Origin of the sequence: Paenibacillus hemerocallicola, assembly GCF_006265175.1 — a bacterium.
In the GTDB taxonomy this organism is placed as follows: Bacteria; Bacillota; Bacilli; order Paenibacillales; family NBRC-103111; genus Paenibacillus_AB; species Paenibacillus_AB hemerocallicola.
Window position 1 is genome coordinate 33,879 of sequence record NZ_VDCQ01000025.1, and the last position, 20,020, is coordinate 53,898.

Consider the following 20,020-nt stretch of genomic DNA (forward strand, 5'->3'; position numbering starts at 1 on the left):
TATTTATTTTCAACAATGGTTATATTATTTTTACAATGATGACCTGATCGTGTAAACTGAAGCTATGTGTTACCGCTTAAGTATTGTGAGACGGATGGTCGGCATAACGGACACCGTCGTAGCGCACAATCGCAATCCATTTAACCTAACTGCGGGAGTGAAAGATAACGATGAACGATTTCAAACAGGAACTGATCCGCTATCCCGCCGCCCGTATAACCGAAGTGGCCAAAGCATTGTCCGGCGATTTGCGTGTCCGCATTCTGGAGACGCTCGGGGATATGCCGATGGGCGTCTCCCAGCTCGCCGAAGCGCTCGGTGTCGCCCAACCGACAATGACGATCAATATTCAAATTTTGGAGCAAGCCGGTCTGGTCGTCTCCTCTCCGGGAGCGAATCGGGAGAAGATATGCTACGTGACCTGCAAATCGATTTTGCTCGAGCTGCCGGTCAAGACGGGGGACGGCCTGCACAGGATAGAGCAAATCCATATGCCTATCGGCATGTACTCGCGCAGCATCGTGCGTCCGACATGCGGAATGGCCGGCCATGACGGCGTCCTTATCGGTTCGATCGACGATCCGCGCGCCTTCTATATGCCGGAACGCACGGACGCCTCCCTGCTCTGGTTTTCCGGCGCGGGATGCCTGGAATATTTGTTCGCCAACCCGATCCCGCCCGGGGTACCCTTGGACGAGCTTCGGCTTACCGCCGAGCTGTGCTCGGAAGCGCCGAGCTTCGATATGAATCGGCAATCCGATATTTCGCTGTATATGAACGATATGCCGGTCGGAACGTGGAGAAGTCCGGGCGACTTCGGCGACCGGAAAGGGAAGCTGACTCCGGACCGCTGGTTTAGCGGAACGGAATACGGCGCTTTGACGGAGTGGAAAGTTACGAAGGACGGAGGTTACGTGAATGGCATTCGCGCAACCGGAACGACGCTGGGCGACTTGAGTCTGGATTATAGCGAACCGATCCGAGTCCGCCTCGAGGTCGGCAAGGAGGCCGAGTTTCAAGGCGGGCTCAATTTGCTCGGCTCGGGCTTCGGCGATCATCCGCAGGATATCGTCATGTCGTTCGTCCGCAGCATCGACAGGCAATGACGGACTTCTGCCTACGAATCGCGGCGTTTCGGAAATAATGAAAGGAGGCACCTTCGCAGCGGCGCCCCGCCAATTCTCTTCCTTGACTCCGTAAAGATCGAGCATAATATCGGAACGCATCCACACCGGAGTCAGCGCAACCGCCGTACAATGAAACGGCTGAAGCTCGTGGGCCAATGACTCGGCTATTCGGCATTTCCATTGTAGTCGTCTATATATGTCAACCGCTGTCATATTGAACCATGATTATCGTTAAGAAATCGTTAAGAAAAGTACCAACATGATCTTAAGATTACCCGGATATACTTGGTTGCATTGGTATTAACCGTTAACATGAAGGGGCGAAACGATGAAAGCATGGGTAATAGGCTTGATCCTTTTATTCAGTCTGGCCGGTCTCACAGGATGCGCCAAATCGATGCAATATACCGGCAAAAGCACTGCGTGGAGCGTCGAATGCTCGATTAATCCTTCTTCCAAGCAGAAAACATACGCGATCAAGTATATCGGCAAAGGGAATCAGCCTGTAAGCAATGTCCAATACTCCTTCGAGAACAGCAGCAACTTCAAGTACAAAGGAAATGGCGGCAGTCCGTCGAAAAATTTGCGGATAAGCGGAAAATCCACACTCGATTCGCCTTATGTGAAAGAGAACGGCTTCACCCTTTATATCAAATGGAATAATACAGAAGAAGAAATTCAACTCGTGAAAAGCTAATATTCATAAGCGAACAGAAACTCCCCGCCTCCCGCATGCGCTTGCGGAGGAGACAGGGAGTTTCGGCTTCCTAACGTACATTTTTCCCGTTTCAGAGGCGTCGGCACTCGTCTGCTCGTCATCCGGCGTTCAAATAAACCGATGCTCCCGGAAAGCGGCTGCCTGGCCCCGAAGCTCGCCGGAATCGTCCAAGAGATTCCACACTGTCGCCTGCATGATGTAGAATCTCCGGCCGGTGCTGGAAATCCGAACGCTCGTATAATGGTCGACGTAGCCATTATCACTGACAGCCCTCAAAAATAAATCCCGCTCCTCGCGTTCCATCGGTTCGGCCGTCAGCCTGGACGGTGTGCGCGTGAACGTCTCCCAGTCCATCTCCCATAGCCGGAGCGCAGCCCGATTGCCGAAATTCAAGACCGGGTCAGCCTCCGTCCCGTGCGACAGCACCACAATGGGAGCTTGAAACAACCGGTCGAAAGGTCGGCCTGATTGTACGGCTTCGTCCAAAAGAGATTTACCCGTCCATCTGCGGTAGCTGTCCATTATCAATTTCGCATGCTCGTCCGTTGCTCCTACGCCCGTGTACAACATGGCAGTTCAAAAACCTCCGTTATCGTTTCCGCTAAGATTTGACCACGATCTTTTTCATGTACAGCCGTTCCCGGATACCGCCCATTCTCGTGAACAGATCCGCTTTCTTTCTCTTGAACAGCACGAACCCCAATCTATCATACAGCTTGATCGCTTTCACGTTGGAGTCCACGACCTCCAGAACAAATTCGTCGTACGGCAACGTATCGAATAAATAATGGAGAAGCTTGGAGGCCACGCCTTTTCCTCTTGCTGAAGCATCCGTCGTTACCGATTCAATATAACATTGATTGCGCGGCATATCCATCGGCCGTTGAAGCTCCTTGTAGAGGATGGCGTAAATCAGCCCTCCTTTTATTAATCCGAGCTCTCTCCGCAGTTTTGTTTTGTCTAACGCATGGGATCGACCATCGTCCGTGGAGACGGCCAGTATGCCTACCACCTTATCGTCCAACAGTCCGACATAATAATGGTCTCTCAAAAACGATTGCTTAAGCGCTTCGACCAGCACCGGAACTTCAATTTGGGTCCGATCGAGCATTTCTTGCAAAAAGCCGTCTATGAACAGCCTTACCGTTTGCTCCAAGTAACGATCATCAAGCTCGGATAAATTTCTGATGGACAGTTCATCCATGTCTTCATTTCTCCCCTCTTGACTGCGTGTCGTACCCGCTCAACTTATTATATTTTAATGGATAGACTTCTTAGTACGTACCTCGGACGGGAATTAGGCTCCATCTGCAGAACGAATGGAATAACGGGCTTCATTTTTGGAATGCCTTGTCACTTAACAGGTCCCGTCGATCCGAGCTCCACCATAACCGACGTTCGGATATCCGACTCGGAAACCGTTTCCCCCCACTGTTCCTCCACCGTTTTGTAGCGATTGTATTCATGAGCTCGCGCATACAACCCGAGCCCGATCGGATCGACCCGATTTCTTTTTAGTTTCAGGACGAGGTCGTCCATTTTCTGCTGCACTTGTTCGGTAATCAAACGTTCCAGCCGCTCTTCCTCGCCCTTAGCGTATGTAAACAATCGTTCAGTCAGCGCGACACGCATGCGGACCCGTATGTCAAACCGAAAACGGTCTTTGTCGAATGCCGTGTCAATTATGGTTTTTACTTGCTCGGTAGAAAAGCTTAACCGATCCGTTTCGAACGGTCCCTGCTTGGGCACACCGGGGATGGGAATCGTCAGACTCACGGTTTTTTTCACACTGTTCTGAAGGACTCGCAGCAGAATCGACTCTTCGGTATTTAAATTGGTTGCGAATTTTCCCGAATGATCGAGCAGAGTCGTCCCCTGCAGTACGACTTCATTATTGACCACGTCTACTTCCGATATATAGGGGGTCATCCCTTTCTCGTACACTTGGCGGTGCAGCTCCTGCAAAGTCGTGTCGACCGACTCCGACCGGGCGCTTTTCGTATCGATCATGTCCCGCAGCAGGATGGGCAGCATCGGCTGGTTCTTTTGATGCAAATCTATAATCTCGGAAAGAGGTCCGTTGAAAGCGACGACTCTCGGGGTCAACGAATTTCTCGAATCGCGAAAATAAACATCCAGAATCCGGAACCAGTCCGGGTGCTGCATAAACCGTTTCCCGATCACGACGACCTGAATCTTCCTGCCGTGAAACGTACCGGCGGAGCGGATATCCTCCTTTTCTCTCGCTTCGCGGGAAGTGTCCGCCTTCACTCGGATATCATGCGTCTTTTTTCCTACGTGTTCACTGAACACGGGGTTGGTCACATACACGATCATGTCGTTATTCGCATCGAGGTCGTAACCGACCAAAAAGGGAGAGGAAGCTTCTTCCAGGTCCAGTCGGTCATAGCAGCCGGATACGAGGACGGCGACGAACGCTATCAAGAGTAACCCGATCCGCCTTCTCCATCGCTTGGTCATACGTTCTTCCTCCTCTGGAAGCGCTCGTATCCCCATATATAGACAAGCAAGCAAACGGGAAGTACGCCTTCGAACCCGGTGATTATCCTTGCAAGATATTTCTCCATCAGATCGTTTTGGTTAAATGTAGGCATTGCAAAATACGAGCCGACGGCAATCGCCAGCAAGAGCAGCCGCATATGGCCGCGATGATCCTGCTTGCCCATCAGCCAACTCGTGCAGAAAGCGCACATATACAGGGCGGGAATCCACGCCAACGAAAAAATAAATAAGAAAAAAGCGATAAACAGCACTTCGACCCGCTCAACAAACTTGAACTCGATCGTTTTCAAAACGTTGACTACCGGCTCGTTGTATTCCCTTATTTCATCCGGACTGAAATAAACGAAGCAGATCAACGTTACGAATAAAAACACGAGCATCGAAAGCGTACTGGAGAGTACGACCCCGGCGGAAGCCATTCGTTTGTTCCGCAAAAACGGATAAAAAATAAATACGGCTCCCATTCCGCCGTAAGACATAATGATCTCTTGCATCGCCGACAAAACGGGTGTCCACCCCTCCTTGAGCACAGGGGCCAAATGGAGCCAATGGGCGTCCTTGAGCGGGATCAAATACACGAACGGCAGCCATAGGGAAATGAAAAATACAAGCTCCGCGTATCTGCCCAATATGCGAAGCCCATTGCGGGCAATGCCGTAAGTAGGGATAAGCAGCAGAAGCATGATGATGTATACCGGCGTTTGCGGCAAAAGCCATACTTTCGTGTACAGAATCGTCCGGACAAGCCCCGTGTATCCGTAATAAAATATGTAGCAGGCGAACAGAGCCGCACCCGTTTTGCCTGCCCATCCGCCCAAATATCGCTTCAGCAAATCCGGCAGTGTCCCGTCAGGATGCTTCTTCATGACTTGAACGATTATCAATCCCGCCGCAATGGAAACGATATATCCCCCAATGATCGCCATCCAGCCGTCGGTACCGGCCTTGCCGGCCAACACTTGCGGCAGCGCCAACAAGCCGACGCTCGCCTGCAAGCCGAATTGGAGAAACACAAACTGCATGAAGGTGATTTCGTTAAACGCATATTTTTTCACACCGCTCACCCTTCGAAAAGTTGATCATTCCCCTTGCTATGCAGAACGACTGCCATCACTTTACCGGTCCCATGCTCCGGATCGTGACCTTTACGGCAACTTGAATATCCGCCTCAGCCAAAGCTTCGCCCCAATTCTCCTGCACGTCTTTGTAATGCTTGTATTCGTGGGCTCTCGCGTAAAGTCCGAGCCCGATCGGATCGATTTTTTGCGCTTGCAGGGTCCGGACGAGACTCTCGAATCTTTTTTTCATTTGTTCGGCAATCAGGCTTTCGAGTCGTTTTCCATGTCCCCTGACATCGTAAGGGTATAATCGTTCCGTCAACGTAACGGGCATATTGATATCGATGACGAACCGGAACCGGTCTTCGCGATACGAGGTTTTGATCTTCGTTTTGATGTTCTCGGCGTTAATGCTTAACCTGTCCGTATGGAAAGGCCCGGATTTCGATTCTCCGGGAATACGGAGCGTGTAGCTTACCGGCCTTTTCACATTTTTTTGCAAAATTTGCAGTAATATCGTTTCCGATATGGAAAGCGATGACGCATACTTTCCTTTCTTGTCCAATAATGTCGTACCGAACATGACGATTTCCTTATTTTTGTCCAGACCGACGCCGGATATATAAGGAGTTACCCCGCTTTCGAACATTTGCCGGTCCAGCTCCTGAAAAGTCGTATTTACACTTTCCGATCGCGCGCTCTTGCTATCGACCATTCCCCTCAGCATGATGGGCAGCAAGGGCTGATCTTTCGGATTCAGATCGATGAGGTCGGAGATGGCTCCGTCGAACGCCACCACTCGTTGGGTTAACGGATTTTTCGTATCGCGCAGGAACACATCCAACAGCCGGTACCAATTCTCATGCTCCAGGAGACGTTTGCCGAGGAGAATGATCTGAACCTTGCGGTTGCTGAAAAAGCCGATAGTTCGGGCTTCCAGCAAACCTCTCGACTGACGCAGCGTCCCCGCTTTCACGCCGATTTCCTGGCTTTTCTCATTGACATGTCGGCTAAATACGGGATTTGTCGAATAGACTAGCAAATTATTTTGTTGATCCAGGTCGATGCCCGCCAAAAAGCTGGACGACTGCTCCTCCAAATCCACCCGGTCGTAGCAACCGGTCACGACAACGGCGGCGACAATGGCAAGAAGCAAAAGCAGCGAATGCCGTTTGTTCATAGACTTTTCACCCGCTTTAACCGGTCGTGCAGCCATATGAAACCAAACAAACATGCGGGAAATACGTATTCGATGCCCCAGCTGATCTTGCCCAGAAAATCGGTCATCATCTCGCTCTGGCGGGAGGTCGGCACGAAGAAAAAGCTTCCTACGGCAAACAAAAGCCAGAACAAGCGCAGATGCCCCCGATGATCCGCCTTGCCGAACAGCCAGCTTGTGCAAAATACGCCGAAATACATGAACGGGATCCAAGCCAATGAGAAAATGAACAAATAAAACGCGATAAACAGCACTTCGATCCGTTCGATAAATTTGAACTCGATAATTTTCAATACGGTGATCGCAGGCTCGTTAAATTCCGTAATCCGGTCCGGACTGAAGTAGACGAAGCAGACAATCGTGATGAATAAAAAAATAAGCGTCGTCAGCGAATTCGAAATGAGAATGGCCGCGGAAGCTTTCCGTTTGTCCTGCAAAAATGGATACCAAATAAATGTTGTCGAAAATCCTGCAAAAAAATAAAACGTTGCCGGAACCGCCGAGAGTACCGGCTGCCAGCCTTCCTTGAACAAAGGGAACAGATGGAGCCAGTGGGCGTCCTTGAGCGGGATCAAATAGACAAACGGGATCCATAACGATAAAATAAAAACGACTTCCGCATATCGGGCCAAGATGCGCAATCCGTTGCGCGCGATGACTCCGGTCGGGATGAGCAGCAGCAGCATAATGACAGCGACCGGCGTTTGAGGCATGAGCCACACTTTCGCGACAAGCACCGAATACACGAGACAGCTGTAGCTGATATAGAAGAAGTAGAGCGCCAGTACAATAGCTCCCGCGATGCCCGCCCATTTGCCTATGTAGGTTGTCAACAATTCCAATAACGTCCCGTCAGGACACCTCTTCATCACTTGAACGATGACCAAGTTTGCCGCAACCGCGACGAGCCACCCCATTAGAAGGGAAATCCATCCGTCCGTTCCTACCTTTTCGGCCAAGGCCCGAGGGAGCGCAAGAAAGCCGACACTGACTTGTATGCCGGTAACGAGCAATATCGATTGCAGGAAATTGATTTGATTGAACGCATATTTTTTCATTACCCGTCACCTTCCGGATGGTTCGAGCCTTGCCTGTTCATTTGAATCGGTCTTGCGCTTAACGGCCGTCTCTTCATTTTCCATAGCGGGAGCCGGAGAAGCGCGTCCTTCCAATCGGCAAAGCGCATTGGCGCAAATGGGGCGCTATATGGCGTCCCGAGCGATTCGAGCGCAATGAGGTGGCCTATCATCGTCATCACCCCGATAACAATGCCGACAATTCCGAACATCGAGGCGGCTGCCATCATGGCGAACCGAAGGAGCCTGACGGCCGCGACCATATCGTAATTAGGCAGAATGAAAGAAGCGATCGCCGTAAACGCGACGACGATGACCATTATATTGCTGACCAACCCGGCTTGCACAATCGCCTGGCCGATTACGATGCCTCCGACGATACCGACGGTTTGCCCTACCGGTGCAGGAAGGCGCACCCCGGCTTCCCTCATCATTTCCAAGGTGATCTCCATGAGAATCGCTTCGACAAACGGCGGAAACGGCACTCGTCCTCTCGACTCCCCGATAGTCATCAGCAGCTTGATCGGAATCGTTTCGAAATTGTAGGATGTGATGGCTATATAGAAGGCCGGCAGCAAAATCGCGATAAAAAAAGCGAAAAGCCGCAGCAGCCTTATGAAGGTAGCGATCGACCAGCGCGTGCTGTAATCGTCGACATTTTGAAAAAACGACGTAAAGGTTACCGGCGCAACCAGCACGCTCGGGCTCCGGTCAACGACGACGACAAATCTTCCTTGCAATATTTGCGATGCTGCCGCATCCGGACGCTCCGTCAAAATAAATTGCGGGAAAGGCGAATACGGATTGTCCTCGATCAGCTCGGCCAACTCTCCCGTATTGATGATAACGTCGACATCCAGCCGCGCAATCCGGTCTGACAGCTCCTGCAGCACTTCCGGATGCGCGACATCCCCCAAATATAGAATAGAGATTTTCGTATGCCCTCTCCGGCCGACCCATAACTCCTTTACCTTCAGCTCGCGATTCGGTATATAACGGCGCAGCATGGCGATATTTTGACTTCCCGTTTCGACGAACCCTTGATGCGCTCCTTTTAACGATGCCTCGAGCTGCGGGTCTTCAATAGCCCGCTGCGGCCATCCTTTCGTATCCAGGGAATACGCTTCCGCTCTTCCCGCGATCAGCAATACGCTGCTGCCTTCCAAGACGGCCGACTCGATTTGCGACCATGCGGTCAGCGGCAGCACTTGACCGACCGTTACCGTTAATCCGCCGACGGCATCGCTGCTCTCCGACTCGAATTGCAACGGTCGAAGCACGTTGTTATTGATCGAATTTTTATCCGCCAGCCCGTCCAGATAAACAAGGGCGGCCTGCTCCTCGCTTTGCTTGATCGTTAATTGACGCACAATCAAATCGGGAGTTTGAGTGAATTGGGCGAGCAAGCAGGCCAGATTTTGCTGCAAATCCATACTAATGGAATCATGGATCTGTTGTTTATGGGATCGCTGCGGCTGAGAAGTTCGATATTTTTTCCGTTTTAGCCAATCCAGCCACATCGTTCATCACCCCGGTCGTTTACGCTATCTTCGCATGTAGAAGTAATGTCCCCATCTTTTCCCTGAATATGCAATTTCCCGTAAGGCCCTGGTTTCCTTAACTCTAATGTCCACAATCTAGAAAGCCCCTGCATGGCGTATATAACCATTGCGGGGGCTTTTCGGTTTCATGAAAATGGGTAATGGAGAGTATGGACCATTATCATAAGTTATTTCAGAAGGAGGTTTGGAAATGATGAAAACCAAAGCGGTACACGCGTTCTTCCATACCTATGAGAAGAGAATCAACGAAGCTCTCGCTAACCCCGGAAGCATGGATAAGCATGCGATGACCGGTGATTATACGGAAAGTTTCATAGAAGCGAGCCCCGAAGGCGTTCAAGTATTCCATAACGATGAGCAATACGCGAAAGCGCTGCTGCCGGCGTTCGAGGAGCAGCGGCGTATCGGAACGCAATCGATGAACATCGTATCCATCAACACTGTCGGGATTGACGATTTGCATGTGTCCGCTACCATCCATTGGAGGGCTGTCTACAAGCGGCAGAAAGACGGCAAGGTGATCGAGATCAATTTTAATGAAACTTACTTGCTGCATTGGATCGGCAATACTCCCAAAATATTTGCCTATATTGCCGGTGACGAGCAGGCGCTGTTGAAAAAGAATGGTTTAATCGACTAATTCGCCGACAGAGGCGGATAACGCAACCGCGATAATGAACGTTTTCCCCGCTACAAGACGAACAAATTCCGGTTCAAAGTCATCCCCTTATTTTGGAAATACCGGACTAATTCCTTTCTTTGCTTTGTCTGAAGGAGCAAAATGCCGTCTATCCGTCCCCTCGCGAATAGCTCCATCGCCTTCTCCGCATACGTGTCGCTGCGCAAAGTGTCGAAATAGGAATAGATTCGAACCGGACAATGCGGAATAACTTGTCTCACCACATTGCGGCTGATCTTCCAGTCTGCAAATACGATTAGCCGGGGATCGCCGGAAAGATGAGCATATTCGAATTGGCGCAGCCGCCGGATACAGCAGCGCAGCTTCTCCATATATGTGTCCATCCCGTTCCGACGGGAAAGCGAAGAGGAATGGATTCTGTACCGGTACAGCACCTCGTCGGCCTTCACGATCGGACCGAGCTGAAAAAGTCTCAGCCACAGATCGTAATCATAGGTGATCCGGTAACCGGGGTCGTAGCCTCCGGCTTCGAGAAATTTCGCTTTTGAGAATAAGGCGGTTCCATGGCAAATCGGACAGACGAGGTAGCGGTTTCGATAAATATGCTCATTGTCGCGACCATAATTAAGGTTCGTCTCGGCCCTGCGCAGCTGAGTCGGATCCGCATCGGCTTCGCCTATGCAAGCTATCCTGGAACCTACCGCGACGAGTTCGGGACGTTCCAGAATATAGCCGACCTGAACCGTCAGCCTCTCCGGCAAGCTCTCGTCATCCGCATCGTGTACGGCAATCCAGTCTCCACGCGCCTTGCGGATCGCATAATTCAGAGCACGGGCAGCTCCCCTGTTTGCAGGCATACGAAATTTTCTTATTCGGGAATCGTTCATACGACTAAGTATTTCGGGCGTACGGTCTGTTGAGCCGTCATCAACGACAATCAACTCGAAATGGTCGTAGGTTTGCGACAGGACGCTTTTCACGGCTTGCTCCAAATACATTTCCCCGTTGTATACGGCCATCACTACGGATATTCTCATCCCAAGCCTCCCATCGACATAGCAACGTTTTCTCCATTTAATCTATTCACCCACTCTAACAACGTATTGTGCGCTTACCTCGGGGGCACCTGTCCGAACGTACCCCGATAACCGTCATATGATGCAATAGCATCCCATTCCACCTAGGAGGAGGAGTCTCTTGTGACTCAAGCTCATCCCGTCCGGAGCAATACGCGAATAGATATTATGATACCCGCCGCTCCGAAAGACTTGAGCGTTTTGCCCCATACGATTGAAGGCGCCAGACGGAACGTACGGCATCCGATAGGTACCGTCGCGGTCGTAGCGCCGGACGATCCCGACATCCGGGCTTTGTGCAAAAAATATAAATGCGCCTTCTTCGACGAAGCGGCCGTCGTGCCGATCGCCAAAAACAAAATCGACTATTCCGTAAACGGAGTCGACAGATCGGGCTGGATATTCCAGCAGCTGATCAAATTTAGCGGCAATATCGTTTGCTCCGAGGAACATTATCTCGTGATAGATGCCGATACCGTGTTTATCCGGCCGAATACGTTCAAAGAAAACGGCAAAACGGTATTCCATTATGCGGACGAATACCATTTGCCCTATTTTATCGCTTATGAAAAACTGTTGGGCGAAAAACCGCTCTCTCCCAAATCGTTCTGTACGCACTATATGCTATTCGAGAAAACGAAGGTGGACCGATTAAAGAAAACGATCGAGGAACGTTTCCGGATGCCGTGGTACGATGCGATTCTGCAGCACGTGGACCGAACCCATACGTCCGGCTTCGCCGACTATGAGACCTATGGTAATTTCGTGCTGTCCCATTACCCGGGCCAGACGGTCATGAAGTATTGGCACAACCGCAGTCTCACTCGATCCGTGTTGAACAAGACGATACAAACCGATATGCAGAAGCTTGCCGCCAAATACAATACCGTATCATTCCATAGCTGGAACAAATAATTCGCATAAGGCAACGGGGAGGAAATTGCATTGCATCCAAACAGCGGCAGACCCGTAGTCTCGATGTCGACTCTGGGCCGCTACGGGCGCTTCGGGAATCAGATCATCCAATACGCGTTCCTGAAATTATACGCGAAGCGATACGATTTGAAGGTGCAGACATCGTCTTGGATCGGGAGAGATTTATTCGGTCATCATGACGACCCTGTCAGCCGGAAATATCCCAGAATTCATGAGACGAATATCATGAACAAACGAAAGCTGCTGTCGGACCCGCATCCGCGTCTCATCAATGTCGACATCCAAGGTTATTTCCAGTTCCATACGCGTTTTTACGCCCCTTATCGAGCCGATTTCCGTTCTTTGTTCCAACCTGTACCCGAAGTGGCGTCCTTGATGGAACAAGGGTTGCGCCGGCTGCGAGCAAATGGGAGAACCGTGATCGGGTTGCATTTGCGGAGAGGCGACTTTCTCACCCGACAGGAAGTCGAAGCCGATAAAAAAATATACTTTATCCCCCCGAACGAATGGTATATTCAATGGCTCAAGTCCGTCTGGCCTCATGCGGAGAACCCGGTCCTCTACATTGCCAGCGACGAATTGGAGTCGGTTCTCCCGGACTTCTCCGAATTCGGCCCTTTAACCTGTCGAGACTTGTTCGAGCCTTTTCCGACGGCAGACTATTATCCGGATCATTATATATTGAGCCATTGCGACATGCTGGGCATTTCCAGCAGTACGTTCTCTTATACCGCCAGTATGCTGAATAAACGGGCATGCTTTTTCTTGCGCCCGGATCAGGTACAACGCAAGCTTATTCCCTACAATCCATGGAACAGTCCGATCAATCCATGGCTTTATTTGATGGGATTATAATGGACATGAGGAAAAGCCGATTCCTGGAGGATCGGCTTTTTTAATGTTATATCGTAAACAGGTTGCGATTAATGACCATTCCATTCGCTTGAAACGACTCGAGAAGCTGTCGGACAGGCCCCTTATCGATCAGAGTACTCATCATGACCCCGTCGATGATCCCAGTCCGGTATAAATCATTTACTTTTGCAACATGGAGAACGTATTGATCATGAATATACAAGGTCGCCTTGCAACGGGTAGCCGGAAAGACATTATGGTAAAGATTCCTGCACAGCCAATTCGGAGCGAATACGGCGAGGCGGGGACTATCCAGATCGGCGTAGCATACCTTGCTTAACGACAGTAGTGCGCTTCTCAGCTTCTCGTCATACGTGTCCTTCCACTTCTTGTTGGAAAGCGAAGACGGATACACCCGGTAATCGTACAGTACCTTGTTCACCTTCCCGATCGGACCGTGATCGATAAGCCGTGTCCATAAGTCATAGTCGTATGCGATCCTGTAGCTCGTATCGTAGCCGCCCACTTCCAGAAACGCTTGTTTGGAGAAAACGACTGATCCGTGACATAACGGGCAGGCGCTGAACCGGCCGTCGATGATTTGTTCCGGAGTTACGTGGGTATTGAAGGCTTGCTCGGTCGACTGCAGGAAGGAGTCGGGCAGCGAAGCTGTGCCGAGGATGCACCGGATAAGCGAACCGACGGCCACAAGGCCGGGATGGCTTCGGATATACGCGGCTTGTTCCTCGAGCCGATCGGGATGGCTTACGTCATCCGCATCATGAATCGCGATCCATTGGCCTCTGGCCATCCGTATCGCCGTGTTGAGCGCATTGGCCGCTCCCTTGTTTTTAGGCAGATGCATGACCCGGAATCGGGGATCTTGAATGGTATCCAAGAGGTCATGCGTACGATCCGTGGATCCGTCGTTAACGATGACAACTTCCATTTGTTTATACGTTTGAGCTTTGAGGCCCGCTATGGCTTCCCGCAAGTATGTCTCTCCGTTATAAACGGCCATTGCTACGGTAATCAGCATATGTTCGCTCCTTCCGATCATGCGTACGACTATTTTATGATCGGCGAAGAGACTTGCCCTAGTCAGGTGTCCGTACGGCGGAAAATGGACCGTTGCTTTGGAAAGATGTCCACGCCGGCTCCTGAAATTTTCATAATGTATTAGCGACATCATGGAGGTGGACAACGGCTATGAATAAACAAATGGACGAATGGATTACCAGAATCGAATGCATCGAAGGATGGTTATGGAACTCGGAGCCTTTCGCTCTAATCCATCTGCCCGTACTGGTCGACCACGTTCCCGGAGCGATTGTAGAAATCGGTTCCTTCAAAGGAAAAAGCACGGTAGCTTTGGGACTGGGCAGCAAGCATCTATCTTCGCGGAAACGTCCCATTCACGCGATCGACCCGTTCGCATCCGATTTTTATTTGTACAAGGGCAACTATTTTCAACAATTTTGGAATAACGTGACGCAGGCGGAATTAGCCGGTTATGTCTTCCCCATTCTGAAGCTGAGCACGCAAGCGTACTCCGACTGTCCATCAAATATCGCTTTGTTATTTATAGACGGCAACCACGATTACGAGATGGTAAAGCACGATATTGCCCATTATGCCGACAGAGTCGTCCACGGGGGGCTCATCGCCTTTCATGATTACGGCAAACCCGATTGTCCCGGGGTAACGAAAGCTGTGGACGAACTTATGAGGCACAATCCGGACTACGAACATGTTTGCGACTATTGCACATTGCGAGTATTGCGTAAAGGCCGGCCCTAAAAGAACCCTCCAATTTGCTTAAGCAAATTTCGAGGGTTCTTTCCTTTCCGATCGAATGGATCAAGGCGACAAAAAACGTTTCCGATGCCATAGCCATGCATGCTTCAGCATCTCCTCCAAGGAGGAATGCTTAGGCTTCCACCCCAACTCCGCCAACGCGCGCGATGGATCGCATACGAGACGGGGCGGATCACCGACTCTCCGCGGCGTCGGGCGGACCGTTACCTTCGCGCCGGTCACTCGTTCGACCGCACGGACGAGCTGCAACACCGTATGTCCCTGTCCGCTGCCCAGATTATAGCACGGTGAAGAAATTCCGCTCATTAATTTATCCATAGCCATGACATGGGCATCTGCCAGATCGGATACATGAACGTAGTCGCGCACGCAAGTTCCGTCTTCCGACGAATAATCGTTTCCATAAATATCCACATGATCGACTCTGCCCGCAGCGACATCCAATAAGAGCGGAATCAAGTGGGTTTCGGGATCGTGATGTTCCCCGATCTCGCCGTCGGGGTCGGCGCCCGCGGCATTGAAATAACGCAAGGAGACCGTCCGGATGCCATAAGCATAAGCAAAATCGCGCAGCATATGCTCAACAATCGATTTCGTACGGCCATACGGATTGACAGGGACTAGAGGATGCTCCTCTTTAATCGTATTTTCCGACGAAATGCCGTATACGGCGCAGGATGACGAGAACACGATGTTCCCGATTTCCGCGCTTCTCATTGCCTGAAGCAAGCTGAGGGTACCCGTCACATTATTGCGATAATAGGACGAAGGATCGCTCACGGATTCCCCGACATAAGCCGAAGCGGCGAAATGAATGACCGCTGCGGGGTTGTACTTCGCCAAGACGCGGGTCAATCTATCGCTATCTAGAATATCTCCTTGCTCAAGAGGACCCCACTTGACGAAATCGGCATGTCCGGTGCTCAAATGATCGTAAACGACAGGCAAATAACCCTCCTTTTCCAGCCGTTTGCATGTATGGGAGCCGATATAGCCCGCTCCTCCTGTCACCAATACGATATTATTCATACCTCACCTTCTTATATCCATGAAAGTAGCGATCCTTTGACCCGTTTGAGAACAAGCTACTTAATCGTATGATCCAATCGGTGAAAAGGGAATAGTCATTTGCGGCAATCCTTCGGTTTTCGCAAAAACGAGTGGCAGGCCTTCGCATCGCCGTTTCTCTGCGATCTGTTCGGGCGACCAGGTCTGCTTTAGCTTCACCTGCAAATCCTTGGCCGGTTCGGGAGTAAACTTGCCTGCTGGCACACACGACGCCCGCCGCTGCTTATAGGCTGCCTGTGCGGGTACTCATTGCTGTGGCAGTAAGAGAACGATCGGACATTTTCAAAGTACATGCCCAAAAAAACAACGCGATCATGCTTACCAAGGTCCCCAGTATGCACACGCCGATCCACCCCGCCCAAGAATAAATCCAAGTCGACGCTACTGCACCTGTTGCGCTTCCTAAGGAATAGAAGATCATGTACCCTGCGATTAGCCTACTCCTCGCTTCTGGACGAACACTCAATATCATACTTTGATTAGTTACGTGAACCGCCTGCACCGCGAAATCCAACATAACGACCCCTATGATAAACAGCCACATGGAATTCTGTAGTAACCCTATTGGCAGCCATGAAAACAATAACAGTAACAAAGCGATGCCTGTCGTCCGTTGTCCTAATCCCCGGTCTGCCAGTCGTCCCGCACTGCCGGCGGCCAGCGCCCCCGCTACACCAGCAAGTCCAATCAATCCAATAACGCTGTGGCTGAACGAAAGTGGAGGAGAGCTCATCGGCAATACCATTGAGGACCATAATATACTAAAGTCCGAAAAAATGAAGAAAGCAAGTAGTCCACGAATTCTCAATAGAGGAATTTGAACGAATAAATCCTTCATGGAGCGGAGCATCCCCCGATACGTGTTCTGATTTGGCGGACGCCGTGCAGCGGGTGTAACGGTTAGGAATAAATAAGCCATACAGATCGTGATTACTGCCGTGACTATATAAACGGATCGCCATCCAGTCATATCCGCTAAGGTGCCCGAGAAGGTGCGGGCCAGTAGAATCCCTATTACGATACCACTCGTAACGACTCCAATGGTCCGGCCACGACTGTGCTGCGACGCTCGATCAGCGGCAAGTGCAACAAGGACTTGTGCAACTACAGCCTGGAAACCAACCATCCCCATACCGAAGAATAGAAACAAAGGATTCGAAGCTAACGCAACGATACTTAATGCGATCGCTATAAACACCATCATCCCGGTTACAAGCCGACGCGGGTCGAGCAAATCCCCTAGCGGGACCAGAAAAAATAATCCCAACGCATAACACATCTGTGTCGCTGTTACTACCGTGCCGATAATAGAGTGTTTGATGCCAAATTCTATAGCGATCGCATCAAGCAAAGGTTGAGAAAAATAAACCGTGGCTACTGCCGAGCCGCAGATGACCGCATACAGCAAAACCGCTGCGCTCGAAAGTTTAGCTTGTGACTCCATGTCATTTGGACGGAGCTCCGGGGAACTTGACATTGAAAAACCTCCCTTATTTGTACCGAACGGTATGTTATTTTAAAACCAATTAACTCATAAAAATTCAGGAATGTCAACACAACATTGACCTGTATAAAAAATTGCGATATCATATTTATGTACTAAAAGGTATATTATCTGGAGGCGTTATGGCTAGAATTCGCGAATTCGATGAACATAAGGCATTAACAGAGGCTATGCATGTTTTTTGGGAAAAAGGGTACGAGGCTACTTCACTAAGTGACTTAACATCTCGCATGGGGATTCAAAAACCTAGTTTATATGCTGCATACGGCGACAAATTGTCGTTGTTTGAATCGGCTCTTCGAAATTATAACCAATTACATGCTAAATCCGTTCGCTTGAAGCTAAACAAAATTACGAGTGTCAAGACTGCTTTCAGGCTCCTGTTTCTGGAAGGGGCGTTCCCTAACGGAGCGCATGAGCGGAATGGCTGCTTCTGCATTAATACAATGGTGGAGTTGGCTCCGCAAGACGCGAAGTTTGAAATTTTGACACGAGAGCATCAACAATATTTGGCGGCGATATTTGAAGATACGCTTGAACGGGGTGTAACCTCCGGAGAAATCGATGGATCGGTCAACAGCCGGGCAATAGCTCAGTCCCTTGTGGTAGCCTTCATCGGAATAACCGTATTGAAGAAATCAAATCCCAATCGGGAATGGATTGATAATTGCATCGACTCAGCGCTGTCGTTACTCACAACGCCCCCACGTACAGAACCTAAAGCGGCAGATTAAATGAAAGGAACACAGCTCATATTTGATCTGTGTTCCTTTGTTTTAGTAAATGTGTAATTTCTTTGACGTGATCCAATAAATCATTAAACCTCTGTACAAAAAAACATCCAACTATCTCTGCCCGTTCGTAGCTGTCGGTCTACTCACTATTTAACTTTTCTCAAGCGACGCGCTCTGAAACCGATTCCGGTTATCTTTCAGCCTGTACAATCGCCATGACGCCGTCAAAGCGACAACCAGACAGACGATCCACGGCAGCCCCGGCCAGCCCAAATGGATCCCCAGGTCGTAGAACCAGCCCCCCACAATCGTACTCAAGGCTCCACCGATGGCCAAGGAATAGCCGTTAAATCCGTAATACGAGGCGATCTGCCTCGGGGGTGCGAACATCGGTACGACATCCATCAGAAGCGGACCGGCGATCATGGTGCCGAATGCAAATACGACCGAGCCTGCCAATAACAGAATCAAGTTATACGCAAACGTAAAGGCAAACAGCCCGAGCCCCATGACGAGCGTCCCGAGCCCGATTAGCATAAAGCGGTTTTCGTAGTTTTGTAGCGCCCTTGTAATCCTCAGCTGAAACAGGATGACCGAGATTGAAATCGCGGCATATACGTAGGCGACCCCGTTTTTATTTCCGGCCACCGTTTCGGCCAATTGCGGCAAGGTCAAGAAAAGCTGCATGAACAAATAGTAATAGCCGATCAGAATCAAGGTGTAGGCGACAAAAGGCTTGTCTTTGAAAATCGTCTGCATGTCCTTCAATACGCTCTCTCTCGAGAAATCAACGTTCAGCCGCGGCAATTTCCAAGCGATGAGGCATGCGATGAATATATAAATTCCGCCCGATACGAGTGACAAATAAAAGAAATCCAGTGAACTGAGGATACTCCCTACGATGGTGGAAGAAACCATGCCGAGGTTGGATACGATATTTTTGAACGAAAACAGCAGCTTCCGATGCTCCTCAGGCGTTAATCTGGCGAAAGCGGCCTGATACGAGGGCTCGAACAGCGCCCCGCCCAATCCGGAAACGATAGCAGCGGCAAAAAATTGCCACATGTCGGTGCAAAAGGCAAATGCCAAAAAGCCGACGGCGCGCACCCCGACTCCAAAAACGAGAGTTTCTTTGCAGCCGAACCGGTCCGCCACAATTCCTCCTATGAACGTGAAGCCTTGCTGCGAAAACTGACGGACGCCGAGCAAAACGCCGGTGAGCGCCAACGACCATAAGAAATTGCCGGTCAAATGAAGCGTAAGATACGGGATCAAAGCGTAAAATCCCAAATTCATCAGAAACGAACAGACGTACAACGCTTTAATACTGCTTGGCGCCACTTTCCACGCCTGTAAAGCCATAGCCGGTCACCTTCCCTTAGCTCCGCTCGTCGGTATATCGCCGATTGGCACATGTCCTAGCATGCTCTATCTTGCATTATAGCAAGGTTACGGCCGAATGAGCGCAGGATTTGGAAAAAAAGCGCCCTCCTTTCGAAATTAAACCGAATTCCAATTAAAAAGCCGACCAGTGCTGCTCCCCGAATGTGGAAGCAAACATCAGTCGAGTGAAGATCAGTAAGTTGAACTTCCCGGAGACGCAAGGCGTCCTCCGACGGCAATCTGCCGGATGCATGCAGGAATGACATAGACTCCGAGTCCGGGCTCAAACCCCATTCGTTTCTCCGATTGGCATGAGAGACATGCTGCAGAAACAGGACATCCCCCCGGACCTCTCCGGACCGAGGCGTCGCCCGGATTTCGGTGCCGCTCGGCCATATATATAGCTGCCCTTTCATCATTCGTCCGCTTTCCCCGTTCGCCTCCAACCAGACTTCTCCCTGCGAGATGAAACAGGCTACGGGCTTTCGACCCACACGAAAGGAAATGGATCGTTGCGAAGACCAGTCTCGACGGAACACGGAGGACAACAGCAGCAATGACGTTTGCGAAGATGGATTCATAGTCGGGTTCCCCCACACTTCCATCTCGAATGCCGCTATTATAGCATGAAAATCGCGCATTTCGCGGCACACTCCGCACAAAAGAAAAAAGCTTGATTTCTCAAGCTTTATCGGAGCTTCCTATGCACGGAATCGCGGAATG

General features: G+C 50.4%; 19 protein-coding genes and 1 pseudogene. 7 read left to right on the plus strand and 13 right to left on the minus strand.

Features of this window, described 5'->3' with window-relative positions; all coding sequences use genetic code 11:
• Window positions 1–170 precede the first annotated feature (170 nt).
• Entirely contained in the window at window positions 171–1,106 is a 936-nt protein-coding gene (locus FE784_RS18255; protein ID WP_139603665.1) for an ArsR/SmtB family transcription factor, read from the plus strand.
• 349 nt (window positions 1,107–1,455) lie between these two features.
• The gene (locus tag FE784_RS18265; protein WP_139603666.1) at window positions 1,456–1,824 is read left to right on the plus strand and encodes a hypothetical protein; all 369 of its coding nucleotides are present in this window, start codon (window positions 1,456–1,458) and stop codon (window positions 1,822–1,824) included.
• A gap of 129 nt (window positions 1,825–1,953) precedes the next feature.
• On the opposite strand, the gene FE784_RS18270 is transcribed toward FE784_RS18265, so the two are convergent.
• From FE784_RS18270 to FE784_RS18300, 7 genes are all read right to left on the minus strand, one after another.
• On the minus strand, window positions 1,954–2,415 hold the full coding sequence (locus FE784_RS18270; protein WP_139603667.1) for an MEKHLA domain-containing protein: 462 nt from the start codon (window positions 2,413–2,415) through the stop codon (window positions 1,954–1,956).
• 31 nt (window positions 2,416–2,446) lie between these two features.
• The gene (locus FE784_RS18275) at window positions 2,447–3,049 is read right to left on the minus strand and encodes a GNAT family N-acetyltransferase (protein WP_139603668.1); all 603 of its coding nucleotides are present in this window, start codon (window positions 3,047–3,049) and stop codon (window positions 2,447–2,449) included.
• Window positions 3,050–3,198: 149 nt separating this feature from the next.
• Window positions 3,199–4,326, minus strand: a complete 1,128-nt coding sequence (locus tag FE784_RS18280) for a Ger(x)C family spore germination protein (protein WP_176706342.1) — start codon at window positions 4,324–4,326, stop codon at window positions 3,199–3,201.
• Window positions 4,323–5,423, minus strand: a complete 1,101-nt coding sequence (locus tag FE784_RS18285; RefSeq protein ID WP_139603670.1) for a GerAB/ArcD/ProY family transporter — start codon at window positions 5,421–5,423, stop codon at window positions 4,323–4,325. The genes FE784_RS18280 and FE784_RS18285 overlap by 4 nt, the downstream gene beginning before the upstream one ends.
• A 55-nt stretch (window positions 5,424–5,478) precedes the next feature.
• Window positions 5,479–6,606: a Ger(x)C family spore germination protein gene (locus tag FE784_RS18290; protein WP_176706343.1), complete on the minus strand. Its 1,128-nt coding sequence runs from the start codon at window positions 6,604–6,606 to the stop codon at window positions 5,479–5,481.
• Window positions 6,603–7,703, minus strand: a complete 1,101-nt coding sequence (locus FE784_RS18295) for a GerAB/ArcD/ProY family transporter (protein ID WP_139603672.1) — start codon at window positions 7,701–7,703, stop codon at window positions 6,603–6,605. Before FE784_RS18295 ends, FE784_RS18290 begins: the two co-directional genes overlap by 4 nt.
• On the minus strand, window positions 7,703–9,241 hold the full coding sequence (locus FE784_RS18300; protein ID WP_139603673.1) for a spore germination protein: 1,539 nt from the start codon (window positions 9,239–9,241) through the stop codon (window positions 7,703–7,705). The genes FE784_RS18295 and FE784_RS18300 overlap by 1 nt, the downstream gene beginning before the upstream one ends.
• Window positions 9,242–9,473: 232 nt before the next feature.
• Between FE784_RS18300 and FE784_RS18305 the strand changes: the two genes are divergently transcribed.
• The gene (locus FE784_RS18305) at window positions 9,474–9,923 is read left to right on the plus strand and encodes a hypothetical protein (protein WP_139603674.1); all 450 of its coding nucleotides are present in this window, start codon (window positions 9,474–9,476) and stop codon (window positions 9,921–9,923) included.
• A gap of 50 nt (window positions 9,924–9,973) precedes the next feature.
• Here FE784_RS18305 and FE784_RS18310 read toward each other — a convergent pair whose 3' ends face one another.
• On the minus strand, window positions 9,974–10,960 hold the full coding sequence (locus tag FE784_RS18310; RefSeq protein WP_139603675.1) for a glycosyltransferase family 2 protein: 987 nt from the start codon (window positions 10,958–10,960) through the stop codon (window positions 9,974–9,976).
• Between the two features lie 162 nt (window positions 10,961–11,122).
• On the opposite strand from FE784_RS18310, the gene FE784_RS18315 reads away from it, so the two are divergent.
• Together FE784_RS18315 and FE784_RS18320 are read left to right on the plus strand one after the other, a co-directional pair.
• The gene (locus tag FE784_RS18315) at window positions 11,123–11,914 is read left to right on the plus strand and encodes a DUF6492 family protein (protein WP_139603676.1); all 792 of its coding nucleotides are present in this window, start codon (window positions 11,123–11,125) and stop codon (window positions 11,912–11,914) included.
• Window positions 11,915–11,944: 30 nt separating this feature from the next.
• Window positions 11,945–12,790, plus strand: a complete 846-nt coding sequence (locus FE784_RS18320; protein ID WP_139603677.1) for an alpha-1,2-fucosyltransferase — start codon at window positions 11,945–11,947, stop codon at window positions 12,788–12,790.
• Window positions 12,791–12,836: 46 nt separating this feature from the next.
• Here FE784_RS18320 and FE784_RS18325 read toward each other — a convergent pair whose 3' ends face one another.
• Window positions 12,837–13,829: a glycosyltransferase family 2 protein gene (locus tag FE784_RS18325; protein WP_176706344.1), complete on the minus strand. Its 993-nt coding sequence runs from the start codon at window positions 13,827–13,829 to the stop codon at window positions 12,837–12,839.
• 170 nt (window positions 13,830–13,999) lie between these two features.
• Between FE784_RS18325 and FE784_RS18330 the strand changes: the two genes are divergently transcribed.
• A complete protein-coding gene (locus tag FE784_RS18330; RefSeq protein ID WP_139603679.1) occupies window positions 14,000–14,590 on the plus strand; it encodes a class I SAM-dependent methyltransferase in 591 nt (196 codons plus the stop codon).
• Window positions 14,591–14,650: 60 nt separating this feature from the next.
• Here FE784_RS18330 and galE read toward each other — a convergent pair whose 3' ends face one another.
• From galE to FE784_RS18345, 3 genes and pseudogenes are all read right to left on the minus strand, one after another.
• Window positions 14,651–15,637 carry a UDP-glucose 4-epimerase GalE gene (galE, locus tag FE784_RS18335; RefSeq protein ID WP_139603680.1) on the minus strand — a complete coding sequence of 329 codons (987 nt, stop codon included), beginning with the start codon at window positions 15,635–15,637 and terminating at the stop codon, window positions 14,651–14,653.
• 114 nt (window positions 15,638–15,751) lie between these two features.
• A pseudogene (locus FE784_RS42885) lies at window positions 15,752–15,916 on the minus strand (IS30 family transposase); the annotation flags it as partial.
• Window positions 15,900–17,153, minus strand: a complete 1,254-nt coding sequence (locus FE784_RS18345; RefSeq protein ID WP_139603681.1) for an MFS transporter — start codon at window positions 17,151–17,153, stop codon at window positions 15,900–15,902. The gene FE784_RS18345 and the pseudogene FE784_RS42885, both read right to left, overlap by 17 nt.
• 149 nt (window positions 17,154–17,302) lie before the next feature.
• Here FE784_RS18345 and FE784_RS18350 point away from each other — a divergent pair, with 149 nt between their 5' ends.
• Complete coding sequence (locus FE784_RS18350) at window positions 17,303–17,914, plus strand: TetR/AcrR family transcriptional regulator (RefSeq protein WP_139603682.1); 612 nt, start codon at window positions 17,303–17,305, stop codon at window positions 17,912–17,914.
• A 150-nt stretch (window positions 17,915–18,064) separates the two neighbouring features.
• Here the strand turns inward: FE784_RS18350 and FE784_RS18355 are convergent, their stop codons facing one another.
• Window positions 18,065–19,276 (minus strand): MDR family MFS transporter, encoded by a 1,212-nt coding sequence (locus FE784_RS18355; RefSeq protein ID WP_139603683.1) that lies wholly within the window; start codon window positions 19,274–19,276, stop codon window positions 18,065–18,067.
• Window positions 19,277–20,020: the final 744 nt, after the last annotated feature.

Bases quoted from the DNA above. Each gene is read 5' to 3' on its own strand.
- FE784_RS18255 (WP_139603665.1), top strand. From the start codon at position 171: ATGAACGATTTCAAACAGGAACTGATCCGCTATCCCGCCGCCCGTATA.
- FE784_RS18265 (WP_139603666.1), top strand. From the start codon at position 1,456: ATGAAAGCATGGGTAATAGGCTTGATCCTTTTATTCAGTCTGGCCGGT.
- FE784_RS18270 (WP_139603667.1), bottom strand. From the start codon at position 2,415: ATGTTGTACACGGGCGTAGGAGCAACGGACGAGCATGCGAAATTGATA.
- FE784_RS18275 (WP_139603668.1), bottom strand. From the start codon at position 3,049: ATGGATGAACTGTCCATCAGAAATTTATCCGAGCTTGATGATCGTTAC.
- FE784_RS18280 (WP_176706342.1), bottom strand. From the start codon at position 4,326: ATGACCAAGCGATGGAGAAGGCGGATCGGGTTACTCTTGATAGCGTTC.
- FE784_RS18290 (WP_176706343.1), bottom strand. From the start codon at position 6,606: ATGAACAAACGGCATTCGCTGCTTTTGCTTCTTGCCATTGTCGCCGCC.
- FE784_RS18295 (WP_139603672.1), bottom strand. From the start codon at position 7,703: ATGAAAAAATATGCGTTCAATCAAATCAATTTCCTGCAATCGATATTG.
- FE784_RS18300 (WP_139603673.1), bottom strand. From the start codon at position 9,241: ATGTGGCTGGATTGGCTAAAACGGAAAAAATATCGAACTTCTCAGCCG.
- FE784_RS18305 (WP_139603674.1), top strand. From the start codon at position 9,474: ATGATGAAAACCAAAGCGGTACACGCGTTCTTCCATACCTATGAGAAG.
- FE784_RS18310 (WP_139603675.1), bottom strand. From the start codon at position 10,960: ATGAGAATATCCGTAGTGATGGCCGTATACAACGGGGAAATGTATTTG.
- FE784_RS18325 (WP_176706344.1), bottom strand. From the start codon at position 13,829: ATGCTGATTACCGTAGCAATGGCCGTTTATAACGGAGAGACATACTTG.
- FE784_RS18330 (WP_139603679.1), top strand. From the start codon at position 14,000: ATGAATAAACAAATGGACGAATGGATTACCAGAATCGAATGCATCGAA.
- galE (WP_139603680.1), bottom strand. From the start codon at position 15,637: ATGAATAATATCGTATTGGTGACAGGAGGAGCGGGCTATATCGGCTCC.
- FE784_RS18345 (WP_139603681.1), bottom strand. From the start codon at position 17,153: ATGTCAAGTTCCCCGGAGCTCCGTCCAAATGACATGGAGTCACAAGCT.
- FE784_RS18350 (WP_139603682.1), top strand. From the start codon at position 17,303: ATGGCTAGAATTCGCGAATTCGATGAACATAAGGCATTAACAGAGGCT.
- FE784_RS18355 (WP_139603683.1), bottom strand. From the start codon at position 19,276: ATGGCTTTACAGGCGTGGAAAGTGGCGCCAAGCAGTATTAAAGCGTTG.